The organism is Actinomadura craniellae (assembly GCF_003289645.1).
Lineage (GTDB): Bacteria > Actinomycetota > Actinomycetes > Streptosporangiales > Streptosporangiaceae > Actinomadura_D > Actinomadura_D craniellae.
In genome coordinates, this window is record NZ_QLYX01000009.1 from 289,150 (window position 1) to 309,660 (window position 20,511).

The 20,511-nt window shown below is 72.6% G+C and carries 20 protein-coding genes; 7 read left to right on the forward strand and 13 right to left on the reverse strand.

Annotation, left to right across the window (positions count from 1 at the left end):
- Position 1 precedes the first annotated feature (1 nt).
- On the reverse strand, positions 2-2,554 hold the full coding sequence (gene lanKC / locus DPM19_RS20875) for a class III lanthionine synthetase LanKC (RefSeq protein ID WP_111869628.1): 2,553 nt from the start codon (positions 2,552-2,554) through the stop codon (positions 2-4).
- A 356-nt stretch (positions 2,555-2,910) separates the two neighbouring features.
- Between lanKC and DPM19_RS20880 the strand changes: the two genes are divergently transcribed.
- Positions 2,911-3,975 (forward strand): MFS transporter, encoded by a 1,065-nt coding sequence (locus DPM19_RS20880; protein WP_233510535.1) that lies wholly within the window; start codon positions 2,911-2,913, stop codon positions 3,973-3,975.
- Here the strand turns inward: DPM19_RS20880 and DPM19_RS20885 are convergent.
- From DPM19_RS20885 to DPM19_RS36400, 5 genes are all read right to left on the reverse strand, one after another.
- Positions 3,966-4,442, reverse strand: a complete 477-nt coding sequence (locus DPM19_RS20885) for a flavin reductase family protein (RefSeq protein WP_233510536.1) — start codon at positions 4,440-4,442, stop codon at positions 3,966-3,968. The two genes, DPM19_RS20880 and DPM19_RS20885, sit on opposite strands and share 10 nt — an antisense overlap.
- A gap of 8 nt (positions 4,443-4,450) precedes the next feature.
- On the reverse strand, positions 4,451-6,163 hold the full coding sequence (gene sppA, locus DPM19_RS20890) for a signal peptide peptidase SppA (protein WP_111869630.1): 1,713 nt from the start codon (positions 6,161-6,163) through the stop codon (positions 4,451-4,453).
- Positions 6,164-6,225: 62 nt separating this feature from the next.
- Complete coding sequence (locus tag DPM19_RS20895) at positions 6,226-6,693, reverse strand: PaaI family thioesterase (RefSeq protein WP_111869631.1); 468 nt, start codon at positions 6,691-6,693, stop codon at positions 6,226-6,228.
- Between the two features lie 62 nt (positions 6,694-6,755).
- Positions 6,756-8,120 (reverse strand): serine/threonine-protein kinase, encoded by a 1,365-nt coding sequence (locus DPM19_RS20900; RefSeq protein ID WP_158566843.1) that lies wholly within the window; start codon positions 8,118-8,120, stop codon positions 6,756-6,758.
- Between the two features lie 82 nt (positions 8,121-8,202).
- On the reverse strand, positions 8,203-9,684 hold the full coding sequence (locus DPM19_RS36400; protein WP_233510537.1) for a serine/threonine-protein kinase: 1,482 nt from the start codon (positions 9,682-9,684) through the stop codon (positions 8,203-8,205).
- A gap of 94 nt (positions 9,685-9,778) precedes the next feature.
- Here DPM19_RS36400 and DPM19_RS20910 point away from each other — a divergent pair, with 94 nt between their 5' ends.
- Both DPM19_RS20910 and DPM19_RS20915 read left to right on the forward strand, forming a co-directional pair.
- Complete coding sequence (locus DPM19_RS20910; RefSeq protein ID WP_111869633.1) at positions 9,779-10,660, forward strand: NUDIX domain-containing protein; 882 nt, start codon at positions 9,779-9,781, stop codon at positions 10,658-10,660.
- 98 nt (positions 10,661-10,758) lie between these two features.
- Positions 10,759-11,088 carry a hypothetical protein gene (locus DPM19_RS20915; protein ID WP_146778932.1) on the forward strand — a complete coding sequence of 110 codons (330 nt, stop codon included), beginning with the start codon at positions 10,759-10,761 and terminating at the stop codon, positions 11,086-11,088.
- Positions 11,089-11,147: 59 nt separating this feature from the next.
- Here the strand turns inward: DPM19_RS20915 and DPM19_RS20920 are convergent, their stop codons facing one another.
- The 5 genes from DPM19_RS20920 to DPM19_RS20940 form a co-directional block, all read right to left on the reverse strand.
- Positions 11,148-11,510, reverse strand: a complete 363-nt coding sequence (locus tag DPM19_RS20920; RefSeq protein WP_111869635.1) for a type II toxin-antitoxin system RelE family toxin — start codon at positions 11,508-11,510, stop codon at positions 11,148-11,150.
- An 18-nt stretch (positions 11,511-11,528) separates the two neighbouring features.
- Positions 11,529-12,005, reverse strand: coding sequence for a hypothetical protein (locus tag DPM19_RS20925; protein WP_111869681.1), 477 nt, complete (start codon positions 12,003-12,005; stop codon positions 11,529-11,531).
- Positions 12,006-12,127: 122 nt separating this feature from the next.
- Complete coding sequence (glgB, locus tag DPM19_RS20930) at positions 12,128-14,305, reverse strand: 1,4-alpha-glucan branching protein GlgB (RefSeq protein ID WP_111869636.1); 2,178 nt, start codon at positions 14,303-14,305, stop codon at positions 12,128-12,130.
- A gap of 133 nt (positions 14,306-14,438) precedes the next feature.
- Positions 14,439-15,521 (reverse strand): GNAT family N-acetyltransferase, encoded by a 1,083-nt coding sequence (locus tag DPM19_RS20935; RefSeq protein WP_111869637.1) that lies wholly within the window; start codon positions 15,519-15,521, stop codon positions 14,439-14,441.
- 121 nt (positions 15,522-15,642) lie between these two features.
- The gene (locus DPM19_RS20940; RefSeq protein ID WP_407642563.1) at positions 15,643-16,407 is read right to left on the reverse strand and encodes a GntR family transcriptional regulator; all 765 of its coding nucleotides are present in this window, start codon (positions 16,405-16,407) and stop codon (positions 15,643-15,645) included.
- Between the two features lie 119 nt (positions 16,408-16,526).
- On the opposite strand from DPM19_RS20940, the gene DPM19_RS20945 reads away from it, so the two are divergent.
- From DPM19_RS20945 to DPM19_RS20955, 3 genes are all read left to right on the forward strand, one after another.
- On the forward strand, positions 16,527-16,745 hold the full coding sequence (locus DPM19_RS20945; protein WP_111869638.1) for a hypothetical protein: 219 nt from the start codon (positions 16,527-16,529) through the stop codon (positions 16,743-16,745).
- A gap of 352 nt (positions 16,746-17,097) precedes the next feature.
- Positions 17,098-18,471, forward strand: a complete 1,374-nt coding sequence (locus DPM19_RS20950) for a GH39 family glycosyl hydrolase (RefSeq protein ID WP_199485197.1) — start codon at positions 17,098-17,100, stop codon at positions 18,469-18,471.
- 47 nt (positions 18,472-18,518) lie between these two features.
- Positions 18,519-19,742 carry a cytochrome P450 gene (locus tag DPM19_RS20955; protein ID WP_111869683.1) on the forward strand — a complete coding sequence of 408 codons (1,224 nt, stop codon included), beginning with the start codon at positions 18,519-18,521 and terminating at the stop codon, positions 19,740-19,742.
- A 13-nt stretch (positions 19,743-19,755) separates the two neighbouring features.
- On the opposite strand, the gene DPM19_RS20960 is transcribed toward DPM19_RS20955, so the two are convergent.
- The gene (locus DPM19_RS20960) at positions 19,756-19,944 is read right to left on the reverse strand and encodes a DUF397 domain-containing protein (RefSeq protein ID WP_233510543.1); all 189 of its coding nucleotides are present in this window, start codon (positions 19,942-19,944) and stop codon (positions 19,756-19,758) included.
- On the opposite strand from DPM19_RS20960, the gene DPM19_RS37085 reads away from it, so the two are divergent.
- Positions 19,877-20,062 (forward strand): hypothetical protein, encoded by a 186-nt coding sequence (locus DPM19_RS37085; RefSeq protein WP_233510545.1) that lies wholly within the window; start codon positions 19,877-19,879, stop codon positions 20,060-20,062. The two genes, DPM19_RS20960 and DPM19_RS37085, sit on opposite strands and share 68 nt — an antisense overlap.
- Here the strand turns inward: DPM19_RS37085 and DPM19_RS36410 are convergent.
- Positions 20,021-20,365: a DUF5753 domain-containing protein gene (locus DPM19_RS36410; protein WP_233510544.1), complete on the reverse strand. Its 345-nt coding sequence runs from the start codon at positions 20,363-20,365 to the stop codon at positions 20,021-20,023. The genes DPM19_RS37085 and DPM19_RS36410 overlap by 42 nt on opposite strands.
- Positions 20,366-20,511: the final 146 nt, after the last annotated feature.

A 20,511-nucleotide genomic window follows, 5' to 3' on the forward strand; every position in this document is an offset into this window, starting at 1 on the left:
GTCACCTCCCTCCGGGTGTCGAAGCGGACCCCGCGTCGGATCGCGCGGGGGGTCTGTGGGCCGCGAGGAACGGCAGGGTCACCGGCCGGTCGTGCAGTGCGGCGCCCAGCGCCAGCAGCACGCCGGCGGTGCCGGTCGCCAGGTCCGTCGACAGCCGGTACAGCTGGTCGCCCGGGAAGGCCAGGCCGCCCTCGTAGGGCAGCGCGTGCCAGGCCAGGTCCCGGATGTGCCGGGCCGCCCGGTCGTCGCCCGCGTCCTGCCGGGCGAGGTGCAGGAGCATCCCGGCCCGGCCGGAGAACAGCCCCGGCTGGCCGTAGAAGTGGGAGAGCGCGGCGCGCCGGATGCGGTCCCGCGCGGTGGTGAACTCCCCGTCCGGCCCGTCCGGCCGCAGCGCCAGGTAGTCGTCGAGGACCAGCCCGATCCCGACGCTGCCGCGGCGGATGTAGGGCAGCTTGCGGAAGCCCTCGTCGGCCTGGAGGGCGTCGTTGCGGTCGACCACGCAGCCGGCGAGGTCGCGGCGGAGGGCGGCGGCGGCCAGGTCGAGCAGCGCGGCGTCACCCGTCCGCTCGTACCGGCGCAGGTACATCAGGGCCGCGCCCGACTCGCCGTACAGCAGGCCCGGCCGGGGGCGGCGCGGTGCGTCCCGCCGCTCGGTCACCAGGTCCGCCGCGCGCTGGGCCGCGTCCCGCAGGTCCCGGTCGCCGGTGCGGTCGGCCAGGTGGTCGAGGACCAGCGCCCAGCCGGGCAGCCCGCCGTACAGGTCGGTGCCCAGCCGCTCCCACCGCTCGCCGAGGCACCGCCCGGCCAGGTCGTGGGCCGCGTCGAGGTGGCCGAACTCCGCCAGCACGTGGGCGGCGCCCAGCAGCCCGTCGTAGAGGCCCAGCCCGACGCCGGGCGGCGGGTCGGCGACCCGCCGCAGCAGCCACGCCTCGTGCTCGGGGAACCGTCCGGCCCCGGTGGCGTGCAGCGCGTGGAGCACCCCGGCCGCGCCGTGCGCCACCCCCAGGGCGGCGCCGTGGAACTGGACGATGTCGCCGGGGAACAGCCGGTCGGTCCGGTCGGGGGTGGCGGAGGCGAGCACGGCCCGGCTCAGCCGGGTGCGGGCGTGCTCCCAGTCCGCCGGGTCGAGCCGCGGCGCCGGGCGCGGGGACACGCCCCGGGTGATCTCGGCGACCGCGCCGTCGAGGAACCCCGGCGGGAGGGGGAAGCGCTCGGCGGCCAGGTCGGCGAGCTGCCGGGCCTTGCCGCGGTCGAAGACCAGCAGCATGGTCAGCGGCATGAACAGCGCCAGCCGCAGGCAGGCCAGGCTGTAGCGGTCGACGTCCAGCCCGCGCCGGTCGGCCGGGGCGGCGAACGCCGGGCTGGCCAGGGCCTGCCGCCGGTTCTCCTCGATCAGCGCGGCGACCTCGAAGTCGATCAGCGCCACCGAGTCGTCGGGGCGGACCATGATGTTGAACATGTGCAGGTCGTTCACGACGACCCCGCGCTCGTGGATGCCCGCCACCACCTGCTCGACGCCGTCCAGGACGCGCCGCGCCCAGGCGGTGTAGCCGGCGAACTGCTCCGGTGTCGGCTCGGGGTCGATCATCGGATGGCGCTCGGCGAAGAACGAGTTGAGCGGGCGCCCCTCGATGAACTCCAGGACCAGGAAGCTGTGGCCGCCGAGGGTGAAGTGGTCGCGGACCCCGGGCACGCCGGGCACCCCGGCCAGCCGGGTCAGCATGGCGCGCTCGCGCTCCAGCCGGGTGACCGCGTCGGCGCCGTCGCCGCTGAGGCCCGCGTACGGGCGACCCTCCTTGAGGACGACCTGCTCGCCGGTGCGGGTGTCGGTCGCCGCGTACACCCCGCCGCCGTTGGAGAAGTGCAGTGCCCGGTCGACCCGGTAGGGCAGGTCGGCGGTGCTGGCGGCGGTGCGGGCCGTCAGGTGCGGCCGCAGGCAGTCGGGCACGGTCACCCAGTCGGGCACGGTGAAGACGGGGGTGCGGCGGTCGGGGACGAGTTCGCCGGCCGCGTTCTCCAGCGCCGGGACGATCTCGCCGTCCGCGTCCAGGCAGTGCCGCTGGCCGAAGGCGCCGTACCGGACGAACAGCGGCCCTTCGCCGATGCGCAGGTCGCTCAGGATGTACGGGCCGGGGACGCCGTCGAGCAGGGCTCCGAGCTCGTTCAGCACGCGTTCGAGCTCTTTTTCGTCGGCCGGGTAGATGGTGACGAGTTTTCCGCTGCCGCCGCGCGGGGCGTATTTTGCATTGCGCAGCATAAGGGTTTTCGGGCCGCGTAGATGCTTGAAGCAGATGTCGTTGGCGAGGCAGTATTTCCAGCTGGCATTGAGCACCTGTTCGGCCGATTCGGCGCAGCCGGAGACATGGACCTTCCAGCCCTGAGCAGGAGTTCGCTCGGCGGGCGGGGCGTAGGTCGTCCATTCCTCGTCCGGGATCCGGCGCCAGCCGGCCGGGAGTTCGCGGGTGGCGATCTCGAATTCCGGAGCGTTCGAGACGCGAGGGGCGTCGTAGAAAAGACGGTCGGCGAAGCAGTAATGCTCGTACCGCTTGTCCACGCTGCTCTCCTCTCGTCGCCGGCCTGTTTTTCGGTGCCGAGAGAAGAATTGCAGTCTAAAAAGTGATCTACCAGTACCTTGGGTAATGTTTACCATGTGAAGATATAACGGCCCGGTCATGACAAGTTGTTACGGTCCGAGCATGATGCATCACACAGGGCGGGCGATCGTGGCCGCTCAGCGGTGGGGCCCTCTTGATCGCCGAGCGCGGAAACCCGTTGGCGGGCGGCCGGGGCGCGGCGTAGGGTCGGCGCATGACCTGGCGATATTGATCTTCCAGTGAGTCGAGGCTGGCGGGCAGGCTGTACGCCTACTCGTTCTTCGAGGACTTCGTCCTGCTCTATCCGGTCTATGCCGTGCTGTTCGCCGAGACCGGCCTGTCGGCGGCGGAGATCTCGTCGCTGTTCATCCTCTGGTCGCTGACCGGCTTCGTGGTCGAGGTGCCGTCCGGCCTGCTGGCGGACGTGGTCTCCCGCCGCCTGCTGGTGGTCCTGGCCCCCCTGCTGGCCGGCGCCGGCTTCGCGCTCTGGACCTTCCTGCCCGGCTATCCCGCCTTCGCCGCGGGCTTCGTGCTGTGGGGGGTGGGCGGCTCGGTGCAGTCGGGGGCGCTGGAGGCCCTGGTGTACGAAGAACTGTCCCGGGCGGGTGCGGCCGGCTCCTACGCGCGGCTGACGGGCCGCGCCGAGGCGGTCGGCATCACCGCGGTCATGGCCGCGTCCGGCCTGGCCGCGCCGGTCCTCGCCCTGGGCGGGTACCGGGCGCTGGGCGTGGCGAGCATCGCGGCGACCCTCGTCGCGGCGGCGATCGCCCTGTCGTTCCCTGAACAGGGTCGGGCCGCCGGCGGGGAACCGGACGAACCGGAACAGGGGTACGCCGCGGTGCTGCGGGCGGGGCTGGCCGAGGTGCGGGGCTCGCCCCGGGTGCGGAGCGCGGTGATCATGGTGGCGGCGCTCTCGGGATTCACGACGCTGGACGAGTACATTCCGCTGCTCGCCGGGGCGACCGTGACCGCACCGGCGGCGGTGCCCCTGCTGGTGCTGCTGGTGTCGGCGGGGGCGGCGGCCGGCGGATGGCTCGCCGGGCGGGGCACGCACCGGACAGGGCCCGCGCTGGTGGTCGCCGCCGGCTGCCTGGCGGCGGGGTCGCTGGCCGCCCGGCCGGCCGGGCTGGTCCTCGTCGCGGTCGCGTTCGGCGTGTTCCAGTGGGCGATGGCCGCCGCCGACGCGGCGCTCCAGGACCGCATCACCGACCAGGCCCGGGCGACGGTCACCTCGATGTCCGGCCTGGGCGTCGAGGTCGTCGCGGTGACGGCCTACGCCGGGTACGGCCTCGGCTCCCTCTGGGCGGGGCCAGGGCCGCTGTTCGCCCTGGCCGCCGTCCCCTACCTGCTCCTCGGCGCGGCCCTGTGGCGTCAGAGGTAGCGGCGGTGGGCGCGGACCAGGGGAGGGGTGCGGGGCTCGACGTAGTCCACGGCGAGGACCTCGGCCAGGAAGAGGACGTGGTCCCCGGCCGGAACGCACTGCCGGGTCTCGCACTCCAGGGCGGCGGCACCGCCCTCGACGACCAGGGCGCCGGTGCGCGCGCCCCGGTGGTGCGGCTCGGCGGCGATCAGGATGCGGGCGCCGGGCCGGCCGGCCGCGGCGAACCGGCCCGCCAGGGCCCGCTGCCCGGCACCGAGCACCGTCGCCGCCCAGCGCTCCTGCCGCCGGAGCACCTCGGCCAGGTACGACGACGTGCCCACCCCGGCCAGCACCAGCGGTGGCTCCAGCGAGGCCGACATGAAGGACGTGACCGTCGTGCCGAGGTCGTCACGCCCGTCCCGCACGGTCAGCACCACCACCCCGGTGGCGAAGCCGGCCACCGCGTCGGTGAACTCCTGCGGCGGCACGGTGCCGGTCAGCGGAACTCCCAGGCGCCGGGGAGGGTGAGCGGGCCGGCGGCCGGCAACCCGAGGCGGGCGGCGAACCCGGCGAGGGAGCCCCAGCCGCCGAAGGCCGCGGCGGCGGCCCCCCGGTCCTCGCTGGACTCGACCGGGCGCAGCATCTCCAGCGGGGTGCTGTGCGGGAAGGAGCGGACCGGCGCGTCGGCGGGCAGGCCGGCCCGCTTGCGGGCCAGGTCGAGGGCCGTCTCCAGGCCGCCGAGCTCGTCGACCAGGCCGTGCTCGCGGGCGTCGGCGCCGGTCCAGACCCGGCCCCGGGCCAGCTCGTCCACCCGCTCCCGCGACAGGCCCCGCCCCTCGGCGACCTTGGCGGTGAAGTCGTCGTAGATCCGGTCGAGCGAGGCGTTGACCCGCTCCCACTCGGTCGCGGTGAAGTCGCGGGTGGCGCTGAAGATGCGGGCGTGCTCGCCGTCCTGGACGCTGCCCATCCCGACGCCGATCCGGCCCAGCAGGTCGTTGACCACGGCCTTGCCGACCACCACGCCGATCGAGCCGGTGATCGTGCCGGGCTGGGCGACGATGGTGTCGGCGGCCATCGCGACGTAGTAACCGCCGGACGCGGCGACGTTGCCCATCGACACGATGACCGGCTTGCCCGCCCGCCCGGCGAGCACCACCTCGCGCCAGATCGCGTCCGAGGCCACCGCGGAGCCGCCCGGGCTGTCGACCCGGAAGACGATCGCCCTGACCCGGTCGTCGCGGACCGCCGCGCGGAGCGCCGCCCCGATCGTGTCGGACCCGATCGCCGGGGCCTGCTGGGGCAGCGGCCCGCCCCGGCCGCTGCGGCCGAGCCGGATCGGCCCGTGCCCCTGGACCAGCGCCACCACGTCCTGGCGGCCCGGCTGCGGCAGCCGCCGGGCCAGCCCGTGCGCCCGGTTGTACCGGGAGACGTACCGCAGCTGGGCGTCGCGGCCGACCTCGGTGCGCAGCTGGGCGTACACCTCGTCGCGGTAGCCCAGCCGGTCGACCAGCCCGGCCTCCAGCGCCTCCGCGGCCGACAGCGGCGCCCGGTCGATCAGCTCGCGGACCCGCTCCCGCGGCAGGCCCCGCGCCGTGGCGATGCCGGCGGTGAGCTGCTCGCCGATCGAAGCCACCAGCCGGGCCGACATCTCCTCGTGCGCAGGGGTGTAGCCGCGCTCCATGAACGTGTTGGCCGCGGTCTTGTACTCGTACCGCTGGGCGAACCGGGGCTCGACCCCCGCCTTGTCCAGCGCGCCCCGCAGGAACGGCTCCTCCAGCGCGACCCCGGTCAGGCTCACGTCCCCGGTGGGCTGCAGGTGGATCCGGTCGAAGACGGTCGCCAGGTAGTACGGCACGGTGCCCCGGCCGGTCTCGCCGAACGTCTCGGCCCAGGCCACGGTCAGCTTGCCGGCGTCGCGCACCGCGCGGACCGCGTCGCGCAGCTCCTGGGCGGTGGCCAGCCCGACCGATCCGCTGATCTTGACGATGAGTGCCCGGACCCGGGAGTCGGTGCGGGCCCGGCGCAGCCCCTCCAGCACGTCGCGCAGTGAGGTACGGCGCACCGACAGCAGCGCCGACAGCGGGTCGGCCGGGGAGAACTCCATGATCCCGTCGGTGAGATCGAGCTCCAGGACCAGTGGTGCGGCCCGCCGGTCACGAGCCTCTTTGACCAGGTTGACGACGTTCGCGACTTTGCCGGATTCCACCATGCGGCCCAGCCTATGCGCCGGCCGGCACGGGCGGGCCCGAGTGAGCCCGGCGGGCTGGGGGCTCAGCCGGCGAACGACTCGTTGGGCATGACGCTCCCCGACGCCTGGGCGGCGGTCCGGCCGGTGGAGTCGACGACGGTCGCGGTGGAGACGCGGCGCTTGCGGCCGGGGTGCACGCAGACGCCGGTGACGGTGTACGTCTCGCCGGACATGATCGGCCGCAGGTAGTCGACGTTCAGGTTGAGCGTCAGCATCGGCAGGAACCGCTCGGCCACGCTCGACGCCGCCATGCAGACGGCGTTGTCGAGGATCATCGCGATGTAGCCGCCGTGCACGGTGCCGGCGGGGTTGCACAGCTTCGGCTCCGGGGTCCAGGCGATCTCCACCCGGCCCGGTTCGACCGCCGTCACGAGCTGCCCGATGTGGTCGGCGACCTCGGAGAAGCCCCGCATCCGCCCGTCGCCCATGGCCCGGATGAACTCCACCGCGGACAGCGTCTTCCACAGCTCGAGACCCTGTTCGACGCTCATGCTGGCTCCCCGCGTCCGAATGGCGTTCTGATGCAGGGTAGCCAGTGCGGGTGACCGGCCCGTCATCCGGCCCGGCGCAACGGCTCCCCGCTCTCGCCGGTGATCGCGCCGGCCCCGCGCAGCCGGTAGCCGAGACCGCCGTCCCGCAGCTCCACGATCACCTGTCCCGGCGCGCACTGGCCGCTCTCGAAGGTGAAGGTCAGCCGGTCGCCGCCGGCCTCGGCCAGCCTGAGCCCGCCCGGGCAGATGGCCGACTCCAGCCGGGCCGTCCGCTGCCCGGCCGCCAGCTCGATCGTCACCGTCGAGGTGCGGCCGCCGATCCCGGTCGACTCGAACGCCGGCCCGCTCCAGACCCCCGCGTACTCCGCAGGGATCGAGGGGGCGTCCTCGCCGCGGCCGGCCAGCCAGCCGACCAGCCCCGCGCCCGCCGCCACGGCGACCGCCACCGGGACGATCCACGCCCGGCGGGACGCTCCGGCCGGTTCCGGCGCCGGATCGGTCGTCACGGACGAGACGGCCGATTCCCCGGTCTCCTCCCGCGTCTCCGCGGCGCGGACCGGCGCCGGGGGGCGCGTGCGGCGGTCGACGGTGGGGTCCTCCGGCCGGCGTCCCGCCCAGGGCGGCAGCGGCGGCGGGCCGCCCACCAGCCGCTCGTGCAGGTCGCGCGCCGTGGGCCGGGCGCCGGGATCCTTGTCCAGGCACTCGGCGAGCATCTCCCGCAGCTCGGCCGGCACCCCCGACAGGTCGGGCGGGTCGTTCAGGATGGCCTGGAAGAGCGGCGCGATGGCCCCGTGCCGGAACGGCGGGTGCCCGGTCGCCGCGTACACCATCGTCCCGGCCCAGGCGAACACGTCGGAGGCCCGGGTGGCGGACTCCTGGCGCAGCTGCTCGGGGGACAGGTACGCGGGAGTGCCGGTCAGCTGCCCGCTCATCGTGCGCTGGTCCACCGGCCGGGCGATGCCGAAGTCGACCACCCGCGGGCCGTCCGGGCCGAGCAGGACGTTGCCGGGCTTGAGGTCGCGGTGGATCATTCCGGCGCCGTGGATGGCCAGCAGCGCGGTCAGCGTGTTGGCCATCAGCCGCTTGAGCTCGCCGCCGTGCAGCGGGCCGCGCTCGCGCACCCGGTCGCGCAGCGAGGGCCCGTCGACGAACTCGCTGACGATGTAGGGGAGCGGCCCGTCCACCGAGGAGTCGAGCACCTTGGCCGTGCACCAGTCGGCGACCTGCTGGGCGGCGGCCATCTCCCGGGCCAGCCGGTCGCGGGCCGCCGGGTCGGTGGCCGTCTTGATCACCTTGACGGCGACGTGCTCGCCCGGGGCGCCCTCGCCGAGGTAGACGATGCCCTGGCCGCCCTCGCCGAGCCGCCCGAGCAGCCGGTAACGGCCGAGCCGGGGCGGGTCCTCGGGGGTGAGGGGGAGCGCGGGCATGGCCGACCTCCTGGCATCCGTCGCACGCCTGATCATGCCGCCCCCCGACAGCACCTCCACCGTACTGGCCGTACGGCGGTGCTCAGCCGCCGCCGTTCTTCTTGCGCAGCGTGGCGGAGACGGTGCCGGTGAGCCCGGTCGAGGTGTAGCGCAGCTCGTCGCCCACCAGCGCCAGGGTCAGCGAACCGCCCTGGCAGCCGGCCGGCCCGCCGGTGATGGCCTCGGTGAGGGTGAGGGTGTCGCCCTCGGTGGCGGTCGGGGTCAGCGAGGCGCGGCAGCCCCAGTCGTTGTAGACGGCGGTGCCGGTCGCGGCGCCGGGCGGGAACGTGACGGTGACGCCGGTGGAGGTCGCGCCCCCGAAGAGCCCCGCGGGCTGCTCCAGCCGGCCGGTCCAGGTGCCGGCGAACCCGGCCGGGACCGCCGTGCCCTGCCCGCCCGGCGGGGTTCCACCGCCGTCCGGCGAGCCGCCGTCACCCGGCGAGCTCTGGGTGGGCCGGGCCTGCGCCACGGGCGGGGAGGAGCGGCCGTCCGCCCCGGGGTCCGCGCGGTCGCCCGTCGACGCGACGATCCATGCGGTCGTTCCCACGATCGCGGCCAGGAGCACCGCCCCCGCCACGGCCACCGCCACCCACCGTCCGGTCCGGCCGCGCCTCGCCGGCTCGGCCGGGTGCGTGGCCGTCCCCTGCGGCGTGACCGTGGGCGGCGGTGCGCCCTGCGGGTGGTGCGCCGGGCCGGACGCCGGGCCGGACGTGGGGCTGGTTGCGGAGCCGGCCGTGGGGTCGACCAGCCGGACGAGCAGGTCGCGGGCGGAGGGGCGGCGGGCCGGGTCCTTGTCCAGGCACTCGGCGAGCAGCCCGCGCAGCCCGTCCGGGACGCCGGTCAGATCCGGGTCCGCGGTGGAGATCCGGTGCAGCAGCGCCGGGAGGACGTCGGTGCGGCCGAACGGCGGGCGTCCGGTGGCCGCGAACACCATGGTCCCGGCCCAGGCGAAGATGTCGGAGGCCGGTGTGGGGCGCTCGCCCCGCAGCCACTCGGGCGCGAAGTAGGCGGGGGTCCCGACCATCTGGGTGTGGGTCTCGGCGTCGATCGCGCGGGCGATCCCGAAGTCCACCACCCGGGGCCCGTCGGGGCCCAGCAGCACGTTGGCCGGTTTGAGGTCGCGGTGGACGACCCCTGCGCCGTGGATGGCGGCGAGGCCGCTCGCGGTGTTGACGACCAGCCGGTCGAGGTCGCCGCCCCGCAGCGGGCCGTGCCGGGCGACCCGCTCCTGCAGCGACGGCCCGTCCACGTACTCGCTGACCACGTACGGGTGGCGGCCCTCCACCGACGAGTCGAGCACCGCCGCGGTGCAGAAGGGGGCGACCCGCCGGGCCGCCTCCATCTCGCGGACGAACCGGGCGCGCGCCTCGGCCGCCGTGGTCTTCAGCATTTTGACCGCGACCTGCCGCCCGTCGGGGGCCGTGCCGAGGTAGACGACGCCCTGCCCGCCCTCCCCGAGCCGGGCGGTCAACCGGTAGTGACCGACCTCGCGGGGGTCATCGGATTCCAGGGGGAGCGCCGGCATGGGTCCTCCTCAACGATCAAACGCGCCTCTACCGTACTGGGACGTTCCGCACGGTGTTCCGGATGCACGGGAACGATGGCCTAGGGTCTCGCCCATGGGAGACGGGGACGACTGGGCCCGCTGCGCGCAGGGCCACACCCACTGGGGCAGGTTCGGCGCGGCGGGGCTCCTGCTGTTCCACACCGACGGGGCGGAACCGGTCCGGGTGCTGCTCCAGCAGCGCGCCTGGTGGTGCAGCGGCGGCGGCACGTGGGGCCTGTTCGGCGGGGGCCGGCACAGCCACGAGGACCCGGTGACGGCGGCGCTCCGCGAGACCGCCGAGGAGAGCACCCTCGACCCCTCGGTGGTCCGGGTGCACGGCGTGCTCGTCGAGGACCACGGTGGCTGGGACTTCACCACCGTGGTCGGCTCGGCCGCCGAGCGCCCCCAGGTGCGCCCCGCCTCGTTCGAGACCCGCCGGGCCGAGTGGGTGCCGGTGGACGAGGTCGCCGACCGCAGGCTGTTCGCGCCGTTCGCCGCCGCGTGGCCCCGGTCGCTGGCCGCCATGCACCGGGTGGTGGTCGTCGTCGACGTGGCGAACGTGATGGGCTCCCGGGCCGACGGGTGGTGGCGCGACCGGGCCGGGGCCGCCGCCCGGCTCCGCGACGAGCTGGCCGGACTGGCCACGACGGGCGTGACCGACCTGCCGCCGGGGCTGCCGGCCTACGACCGGTGCCTGCCCGAGATGGTGCTGGTGGTGGAGGGGGCGGCCCGCCGGGTCGCCGAGGCGCAGGTCCCGGGGATCACCGTGGTGGCCGCGCCCGGCAGCGGCGACGACACGATCGTCGAGGAGGTGAGCCGGGCCGAGCCCCGCACCACCTACCTCGCGGTGACGGCCGACCGGGAACTGCGCGCCCGCTGCACCGCGGCCGGCGCCGCCGTCACCGGCCCCCGCTGGCTGCTGGACCGCCTCCCCGCGGGCCCCCGCCGGGGGTGACCGGGGCGGCACGGATTGTCGGACCCGGATGGCACGCTACGTTCCGTGGTCAGTCCCTGACGGCTCCGCCCCCGCGGAGCGGGAACGAGGTGATCGACATGTCCGAATGCGCCCCCCGAGCCGAAGTCGAGACCTGCCTTGCCGAACTGCATCGCGCGCTCACGGCCCACGGCGTCGGCGCGTTACCGATGCGCGACTCCGCCGGCCGGGCCTGCCTGGAGGTGCGCGACCCGGCGGGCCGCACCCGCCGGGTCCACGTGTACCCCCAGTTCTTCTGGTTCACCTGGGGTTCCCTGCCCGACGAGCGCCACTCGGTGTTCCGGCCGGGCGAGGCCGCCGCCCTGATCGCCCGGGTCGTGCAGGGCCCCGGCTGGCCCGACCGCTCCCAGGACGACCTCGCCCCCACCCTCGACCGCTACCTCCACTGACCGGCGGTACGGAGCCCGCCCCCGCGTCGGCGGGGGCGAGCTTCGTTCCAGGTGGCCGGCTAGTGGCGCTTCTTCTCCGTCTTTTTCGGGTGACTCATCGTGGCGAGCTCGACCCACACCGTGTGTGCCTTGTCGTCGATGGAGTAGAAGATCCGGCCCCCACTGGTGACCTCGATCTGCCACAGCTCCATCGCCACACCGCCACGCATCTTGACCCCCATCTCCCCGCGTAACCGGGTGTGCCGGATGTCTTCGGCGGGCCGTGGGTTCACACGCATCTGATCCCATGCGGCTCGTGTATTCGTCGGGACCTGCTGGCATAGCTCGTCCCAGCCTTTGGCGGCGTCGTTGGTGCCAAAGCGAATCTCCCACTCCTCACCGACAGGGGGCTGGGCGACTCGGTCGTTGCGCTTGGGGGTCACTTTTCTCCCGGGGCGGTGTCACTTCTCCCCGGGGGGAGGTACAGGGCCGTGATCCTCTTCGTCCGAGGGAGCGAGGAGGGCGGCGCGGAGTTCGGGGTCGGCATGAACATTTGCGGTGGCGCGCCAGGCGGCCACCACCGCCTCGATGGGGGCGAGGGTGGACAGTTCGGCGCATGCGTTGGCGACGTCGACGAGTTCGACGAGGAACGCCTGAACGTCCTCGGTGGGCAGGAACCGCACCCAGGGGAACACGTCGGGGAGGGCCATGAGGAGCGCCCGTGCCCCGTCGTCCTGCTTCATCAGGGACACGAAGAGGCGGGTGGTGGTGCTCCATGCGGCGGCCTTGGCCTCTGCCCGCTCGGCGGACTCCAGGATGAGGTCCTCGCCATCGCGGCGTGCCAGGCGTAGCCGGCCGCTCTGGGACTCTTCCAGCTTGCCCACCGTTGCGGTCGGCTCCCGAAGGAGCTGGGAGAAGGGGACTTCGGTGGTGCTCACAGGGAGGAGCATACCCAAGACTTCTGAAGAACTTCAGTAGTTTTGCTTGTGGATCGGCAAACTCCTGGTCCCGCCAGGCGGCGTACCGGCTCAGCCTCCGGGATGGATCGAGAAGGCTCGGCTCACTGCTCCGGGGTGAGCCAGACGGCGCCGAGGGGGGGTACGCGGAGGGTGGCCGAGGCGGGCTGGCCGTGCCACGGCTGGTCGGCGGCCGCGACCCGGCCCAGGTTGCCGACACCGCCGCCGCCGTACTCGTAGGCGTCGGTGTTGAGGAGTTCCCGCCAGCCGCCGGTGCGGGGCAGCCCGATCCGGTAGTTCTCGTGCGGCATCCCGGAGAAGTTCACCACGCACGCCAGCAGCGAGCCGTCCGAGCCGTACCGCAGGAAGGAGAGCACGTTGCCCGCGGCGTCGTTGCCGTCGATCCACTGGAAGCCCTGCGGGTTCTCGTCCTGGGTCCACAGCGCCGGGTGCTCGCGGTAGGCCCGGTTGAGGTCGCCGACGAGCCGCTGCACCCCCGAGTGGTACTCGTGGTCGAGCAGCCACCAGTCGAGCGAGCGTCCCTCGGTCCACTCGCCGCCTTGGCCGAACTCGCCGCCCATGAACAGCAGCTGCTTGCCCGGGTGCGCCCACATGTAGGCGAACAGCGCGCGCAGGTTGGCGAAGCGCTGCCAGTCGTCGCCGGGCATCTTGCCCAGCAGCGAGCCCTTCAGGTGCACGACCTCGTCGTGCGACAGCGGCAGCACGTAGTTCTCCGAGAACGCGTACATCAGGGAGAAGGTGATCTCGTTGTGGTGGTACTGCCGGTGGATCGGCTCGTGCCCCAGGTAGCTGAGGGTGTCGTGCATCCAGCCCATGTTCCACTTGAACCCGAAGCCCAGCCCGCCCAGGTGCGTGGGCCGGGACACCCCGGGCCAGGCCGTCGACTCCTCGGCGATCGTCATGACGCCGGGGGAGCGCTTGTAGACGGTGGCGTTCATCTCCTGGAGGAAGGAGATCGCCTCCAGGTTCTCCCGGCCGCCGTAGATGTTCGGGGACCACTGGCCGTCCTCGCGGGAGTAGTCGAGGTAGAGCATCGAGGCGACGGCGTCCACCCGCAGCCCGTCGACGTGGTACTCCTCCAGCCAGAAGGAGGCGTTGGCGACCAGGAAGTTGCGCACCTCGGTGCGCCCGAAGTCGAAGACCAGCGTGCCCCAGTCGGGGTGTTCGCCGCGCATCGGGTCGGAGTGCTCGTACAGCGGCGTCCCGTCGAACCGGGCCAGCGCCCACTCGTCCTTGGGGAAGTGCGCCGGGACCCAGTCGACGATGACCCCGATGCCGGCCTGGTGCAGCCGGTCCACCAGGTGCCGGAAGTCGTCGGGGCCGCCGAACCGGGAGGTCGGCGCGTAGTAGGAGGTGACCTGGTAGCCCCAGGACCCGCCGAACGGGTGCTCGGCCACCGGCATGAACTCCACGTGGGTGAAGCCCAGCCGCGTCACGTACTCGACCAGTTCCTCGGCCAGTTCCCGGTAGCCCAGCCCCTCCCGCCACGAGCCCAGGTGCACCTCGTACACGCTCATCGGCTCGTGCAGCCAGTCGCGGCCCTTGCGCTGGTTCATCCACTCGTCGTCGTTCCAGGAGTACGACGGCGTGTGCACCACCGAGGCGGTGGCCGGGGGGATCTCGGTGGCCAGGGCCATTGGGTCGGCCTTCCGCCGCCAGCGCCGGTCACGGCAGAGGATCTCGTACTTGTACTTGGTGCCGTCGCCGACGTCGGGCACGAACAGCTCCCAGATGCCGGACGAGCCCAGTGAGCGCATCGGGTGCGCCCGGCCGTCCCAGTGGTTGAAGTCGCCGACCACCCGCACGCCCCGGGCGTTGGGCGCCCAGACGGCGAAGGAGGTGCCGGTGACCGGCCCGAACGCCGAGGGGTGTTCCTGCACGTGGGCGCCGAGCACCTGCCACAGTTCCTCGTGCCGGCCCTCGCCGATCAGGTGCAGGTCGAGTTCGCCGAGCGTGGGCAGGTGCCGGTAGGGGTCGTCCTGGACGATCTCGGGGCCGCCGGGGTACGTCACCGCCAGCCGGTAGTCGGGCACCGCCGGTGACTCCCCGGGGGGCAGCACCCCGGCGAAGAGGCCCTGGTGTTCGTGCCGCAGCGGATGCCGGGTGCCGTCGGGGAGCACCGCGACCACGCTCTCGGCCAGCGGTCGCAGGACGCGGACCGCCACTCCGTCAGGTACCGGATGGGCGCCGAGCAGCCCGTGCGGATCATGATGCTCGCCGCCGATCAGCCGGTCGATCTCCTCGCGCTTTACCGGTGCCATGGCGGTGGGGGCCTCCTCGTGCTCGGGATCCCGTACCAACCTAGGGGTGCCCCATGAACGTGATGTTTCACCTTTTCCAGGGCCCCGGTAAAACTTCGTTCGAGACGCCGGGCACGCGCGCCGTTCGCGCAGGTCAGGTGCCGGAGCGCAGCCGCCCGTAGCGGCGCATGGCGCGGTCGGCCAGGGAGTAGAACCGCTGGTTGCCCAGCACGAGTTCCCGGGCCCGCCCCACCGGGGCGCGCCGCAGCCAGTGCGCCGCGCCGCCAGGCGAGCGCCGGCGCACCACGCCTTCGGCCACCGGGACGGTGTGGCTCTGCAGTTCCTGTTTGTAGCGCCAGCCGACGCCCGGCCCCAGGTCCATGCTCTGGACGCCCAGTCCGGCGGCGGCCTCGGCCATCCGCAGGTGCAGCGCCAGCCCGGGGGAGTAGCGGGAGAAGTCCGGGTCGTACACCGGGAACCAGGTGATCAGTATGGTGTCGCTGCGCAGCCCGAAGTGCCCGGCGACCGGCCGGCCGTCGGCGTACAGCATCGACAGCGATCCGGCGAAGCCGTCGGCGCGGGTGTGGTGCAGCCGTTCCACCAGGTCGACCACCCAGGGCCGGGAGAACCGGTCGGGCCGCCCCATCGCCCGGTACTGCGCGGACTTCCACGACCGCACCAGGGCCAGCGACCGGTCGTCGGTCACGTCGAAGGAGAACGTCACCTCGCCGACCTCGCGGCCCAGCTTGCGTTCCTTGTAACGGGTTTGCTTGATCACCTTGGAGCCCTTGGCGCGCAGCCCCTCGGCGTAGCCGTCGAACCCGCCGCTCAGATCCATGATCACCGAGTCGAGGTGTTTGCCGGCGTAGGGCTCGAACCACGGCTGCTCCCGGGTCAGCAGGCCGAACTCCCAGGCGTGCAGCCCGCAGGCGCGCAGCAGTTCGTGGGCGTCGAACTCCAGCCCGGGGACGTGCACCAGCCCCTGGCACAGCGACAGCCAGCCGCCGATGGCCGATCCGACGCCCAGCCGCTCCCGCTCGAAGGGGAAGAACCCGACAGTCTTGTCCCCCTCGGTGAGCACCGCGACCCGGGCGCCGTCGATCACCTGGTCGACGGCCTGCGCGTACTCGGGCGACATGAACGGGTTGCCCAGGTGCGGCAGCGTGGCCTGCATGTCGCGCCATGCGGAGATCTCGGGGGCGCCCAGCTCCCGTGGGCGGATCACGGACACTTGCATCGGTTGCCTCCGGCGGTACGGGTCCCACTGTGGGTGTAGCGCATGCGGCGGGCGACGGCCATCGGACGCACGGCCACGTGCCGTATCGGCACCCCATTTCGGTATGACGCACCGGACGGCGTCAAAGATCGATCGAATAGTCGAGGATCACCCGATCGGCAGGAATGACGATGTCACGGCAGACCTCCAGTACCCGATCCCCGGAGAACATCCGTCGGGTGATGGTCAATACCGGCACTCCGGGCGGCATGCGCAGCGTCCGGCCCTCGTCGGGGCTGGGCATGCGCGACCGGACGGCCTCCTCCACCCGGGTGGCGGGATGCCCGAGGAAGGCGAGCTGGGCGGGGGTGCCGCCGGGCCAGGGCTCCCGGTCGGGGTCGGCCACCGGCGTGCCGGCCACGAAGTCCCACGGCAGGTAGTTGACCGAGATCTGCTGCGGCTCCCCCCGGGCGTAGAACACGAACCGGCGGCGCAGCAGTTCCGTCCCGGTGGGCAGCGCGAACAGCGTTCCCAACTCGGCGTCGGCCGTGGTGCGCGAGTACTCCTTCTCCAGGCGGTACTCGCTCCAGCCGATGCGCTGGTCGCGGGTGAAGGAGGTGGCGGGTTCGGGCTGCGGGCGGGTCTCCACCCGGTAGCGGTCCATCGCCACCCGGCGGACCGGCGGCCGGACGCGGACCACGGTGCCGCCGCCCCGGCGGGTCTCCACCAGCCCCTCGCCCCGCAGCAGGGCCATGGCCTGGCGGACGACGATTTCGGAGACCTGGTACGTCACGCACAGCTCGGCCATGGTCGGCAGCCGGGAACCCGGCGGATGACTACCGTTGCGGATGCCTTCGCGCAGCTCATCGGCGATCCGAAGGTAGGCCGGACCTTCACTCACCGGCATGCACCTCCCGATTCGACCTATCCCCCGGGGAACGGTCCGCTTACGCGAAGCTTGACGCTTCTCTGACTGTGTATCACTTTTGTATACGGAAGGCATTCCTCGGGGAAGGGGCGATTCGCATGGGGGACTTCGAGGACCTCAAGGCGGCAATGCAGGAGGAATTCCCCGGTTGGATCGTCTGGCGCAGCGATGCAGGGCGCTGGTACGCGACCCGGAGCGGGGATTTGACCGACGCGCAACTGCGGGCCGGTTACGCCATGACGGTGGCCGCCGATGACTCCACGGGCCTGCGCGCACTGCTGGTCGAGCAGGCCGGGAAGCGCATCGAGGAGGGCTGACCACCGTTGCGGCCCGGTCCGCTTCACGGGGGCGGATCGGGCTGGGCGTCCATTCCATGCTGAACGATTTTCCACAATGCTTACCGACCGCATCCGGCACGACAGTCGCTACCGCCCCACACGCCAGGAAGAGGTAGCGACTCGGTAATCGTGGCCGCACGGGCGGCGGCACATTCGTCGCGACCCCGGCCGTCCGTGCGGTCATGCCGTTGCGCTGGGGCATTGTCACCTTCGAGATAGTCGCGAACCCGGAACCTTCGGGCGGCGATCTAAAGAGATGTGCCGACACACCGGCGCGCACTCTCCGCAGGAGGCACCCGTGCAAGCACGTCCTCGCGTTAGCGTTGATCGTGTGGCAGTGCTCACCAGTCGCCAGGGCAGACACCGACGGCCGAGACGGCGGCTGTTCTACGTCGCCCTGATCATCGCGCTGGCCGGCATCGTCATCGGCGCGATCTCCTACCTCGTGGTCACGGGCCGGTCGGGCCCGTCCACCGCGTCTCCCACCTCGCAGGCGCAGCCACCCGTCCCGCGGGTGGGCCCCGGGGTGTCCGCGGACTGGCCGGTGTGGGGGTTCACGCACACCCAGAACAGCATCGACGGCCCGGCCGGCGGCGCGCTCGACACCATCCGCGACCTGCTGTCCCGGCGGCCGGTGACGCAGAACCAGCACATCATGGGCTGGGGCGCCGACAACCCGGAGCCGTACCCGGGCCGCTACCAGTTCGGCAGCCTCGACCGCCGGATGGACATGATCCGCAACACCCGGGGCACCCCGGTCATCACGCTGTGCTGCGCGCCCGACTGGATGAAGGGCGGCGCCCCCGGCGAGACCGACTGGGCCAAGCTGGAGGTGGCGCCCCGGCGCGAGCACTACGACGACTTCGCCAGGCTCGCCGCGCAGGTCGCCCGCCGCTATCCCGACGTCAAGCACTACGCGGTCTGGAACGAGTTCAAGGGCTTCTTCGACGAGAAGAAGAAGCGGTGGCGCTACGAGGACTACACCGACCTCTACAACGCGGTGTACACCGCCCTCAAGGAGGTCGATCCCGACATCAAGGTCGGCGGCCCCTACGTGGTGATGGGCAGCCGCAACCCCGGCCACCCCGCCGGGCCGTCCAAGGTGCGGGGCGAGTGGGGCAGCCTCGACCCGCGCAACATCGACGCGGTGGAGTACTGGCTGAAGCACAAGCGGGGCGCCGACTTCATCGTCGTGGACGGGCACACCCAGCCCGACGAGAAGCACATCGTGGTGGACGAGTTCAAGGCGATCGGCAAGTTCTCCGCGGTCACCCGGTGGCTGCGCCAGGCGAGCGGCGACCTGCCCGTGTGGTGGGCCGAGTGGTACGTCGAGCCCGAGAACGCGGGCTGGAGCAACCCCCGCCGCAGCGCCGTGCTGGCCGCCGCGATGATGGAGTTCGTCCGCAGCGGGGTGGCGACCGCCCTGTACTGGAACCCGCAGACCGAGAAGGGCGACTGCGCGGGCTGCCTGTGGACCGGCGGCGGCGAGCCGACCCCCGACCTGGAGATGCTCCAGGGGTTCGCCCGGTGGTTCCCGCCCGGCACCGAACTCCAGGACGTCCGCTCCTCGACCGGGCGGGTCCGGGTGCTCGCCCAGCCGGACCAGATGGTCATCGTCAACACCGGAGGCGGGCCGGTACGCACCGTGATCGAGGGGAAGACCTACGACCTGGGGGCCCACGAGGTGCGGTGGGCCGACCGGTGAGAAGCGAACTGGGGGAACCGCGGGTGACGGACATCGACCTGGTCGGCATGGACTTCTGGAACCGTCCGCCGGCCGACCGGCTGGCCGACTTCGCCCGGCTGCGCGCGCTGGGCGCGCCCGCCTTCTTCGCCGAGCCCCGGGTGCCGCTGGTCCGCTCGGGCCAGGGTTTCTACGCGCTGGTCCGGCACGCCGACGTGGTGGAGGCCAGCCGGAACCCCAAGATCTTCAGCAGCGAGCCGGCGGCGACCTCGCCCGAGCCGCCCGCCTGGCTGGCGGCGATCTTCGGCACCCCGATGGTCAACATGGACGATCCCCGGCACGCCCGGCTGCGGCGCATCGTCTCCCGGGCCTTCAGCCCCAAGATGCTGCGGAAGGTCGAGGCCGACATCGAGACGACCGCGCGGCAGATCGTCGACGACGTGCTCGCCGCGGGCCCGGGTGACTTCGTCGAGCAGGTCGCGGCGCGGCTGCCGATCCACGTGATCTGCTCGATGATGGGCGTCCCCGAGCGGCTGCGGCCGTACGTGCTGCAGCGGATCGACGTGATGACCGAGTACTCCGGGGTGCGCGGCTCGCTGCTGCGCCCCCGCACCCAGCGGCTGCTGCTGGGCAACCTGAAGGCGATCGTCGACCTGCACCGGCTGGTCGCCCGGCTGGGCCGGGAACGCCGCGACGACCCGTCCGACGACCTGGTCTCCGCGCTGGTCAACGCGAACGTGGACGGCGAGGCGCTGTCGGTCAAGGAGCTCGGCTCGTTCTTCGACCTGCTGCTGGTGGCGGGCAACGAGACCACCCGGAACGCGCTGTCGCACGGCCTCAAGCTGTTCACCGACCACCCCGGCCAGCGCGAGGCGCTGCTGGCCGACTACGACACCCGGATCGGCCCCGCCATCGAGGAGGTCATCCGGTACGTCAGCCCGATCATGCAGTTCCGCCGGACGCTGACCGCCGACCACGACCTCAACGGCCACCGGTTCAAGGCGGGGGACAAGGTGGTGCTCTACTACCCGGCGGCCAACCGCGACCCCGAGGTCTTCAAGGACCCCGACGCCTTCGACATCACCCGCTCGCCCAACCCGCACGTCGGCTTCGGCGGCCCCGGCCCGCACCTGTGCCTGGGCGCCAACCTGGCCCGCATGGAACTCAAGATCATGTTCCGCGAGCTCTACACCCGCCTGCCCGGCCTGCGCACCACCGGCGAACCGCAGTACCTACTCTCCAACTTCGACAACGGCATCAAGCACCTCCCCTTCACCTTCGAACGCCCCTGACCGGGCCGTCCGCTCAGGGCAGGTCGTGTGCTCCGTGCTTGATGCGCTCGCTCAGGGCGTGCCACGTGCCAGGGGCGAGAATCAGCCTGGGGCCGTCGGGGTCCCTGGAGTCGCGGACGGCGACGACTGGGGCAATGGCGGTGATCTCGACGCAGTTGCCCTCACTGCTGCTGTGGCTGGCTTTCCGCCAGGTGGCGGCCACTTCGACGCAGTTGTCGGTTGTGGCCTGGCTGCGGCTGCTTTTTCGCCAGGTGATCTTTGACGGTTCCACGGTGTCTTCATCCCGGTTGATCGAGCAGGTCTCTGAGGTACGCGGTTGAGGCGCCTGGACTGAGCGCAGCTGCGCACAAGTGCTGAAAAACCAGCGTATATCGGGCCAGTTCGTCCGGTCGCTCCAGGTAGAGTCCGTCGGTTCCGGTTTCGATGTAGGCGATGCTGGGGTCCAGCGGCTCGGCGAAGTCCAGAAGGACGAACTGGCCGGGTAGCCCGGGATGCGGTCCGGCAGACGCTGGGAGCACTTGCACGGTGACGTGTTCGAGCGGGTCGGTCTCGATCAGCCGCTGAATTTGCTGTCGCCTGATGTCCAGGTCGTTGGCGGGGTGGCGTAGGGCTGCCTCGTCTATGACGGCCCAAAGTTGGGGTTGAGCTTCCCCCCGTTCTCCGGACGCTCAGCCTGAGGTCACCGGCGATGATCAGGAAGGATGTTCGCCATGCCCTCACCACATCCGCCCGAGTTCCGGCGCCGCGCGGTCGAGTTGGCCCGCCAAGG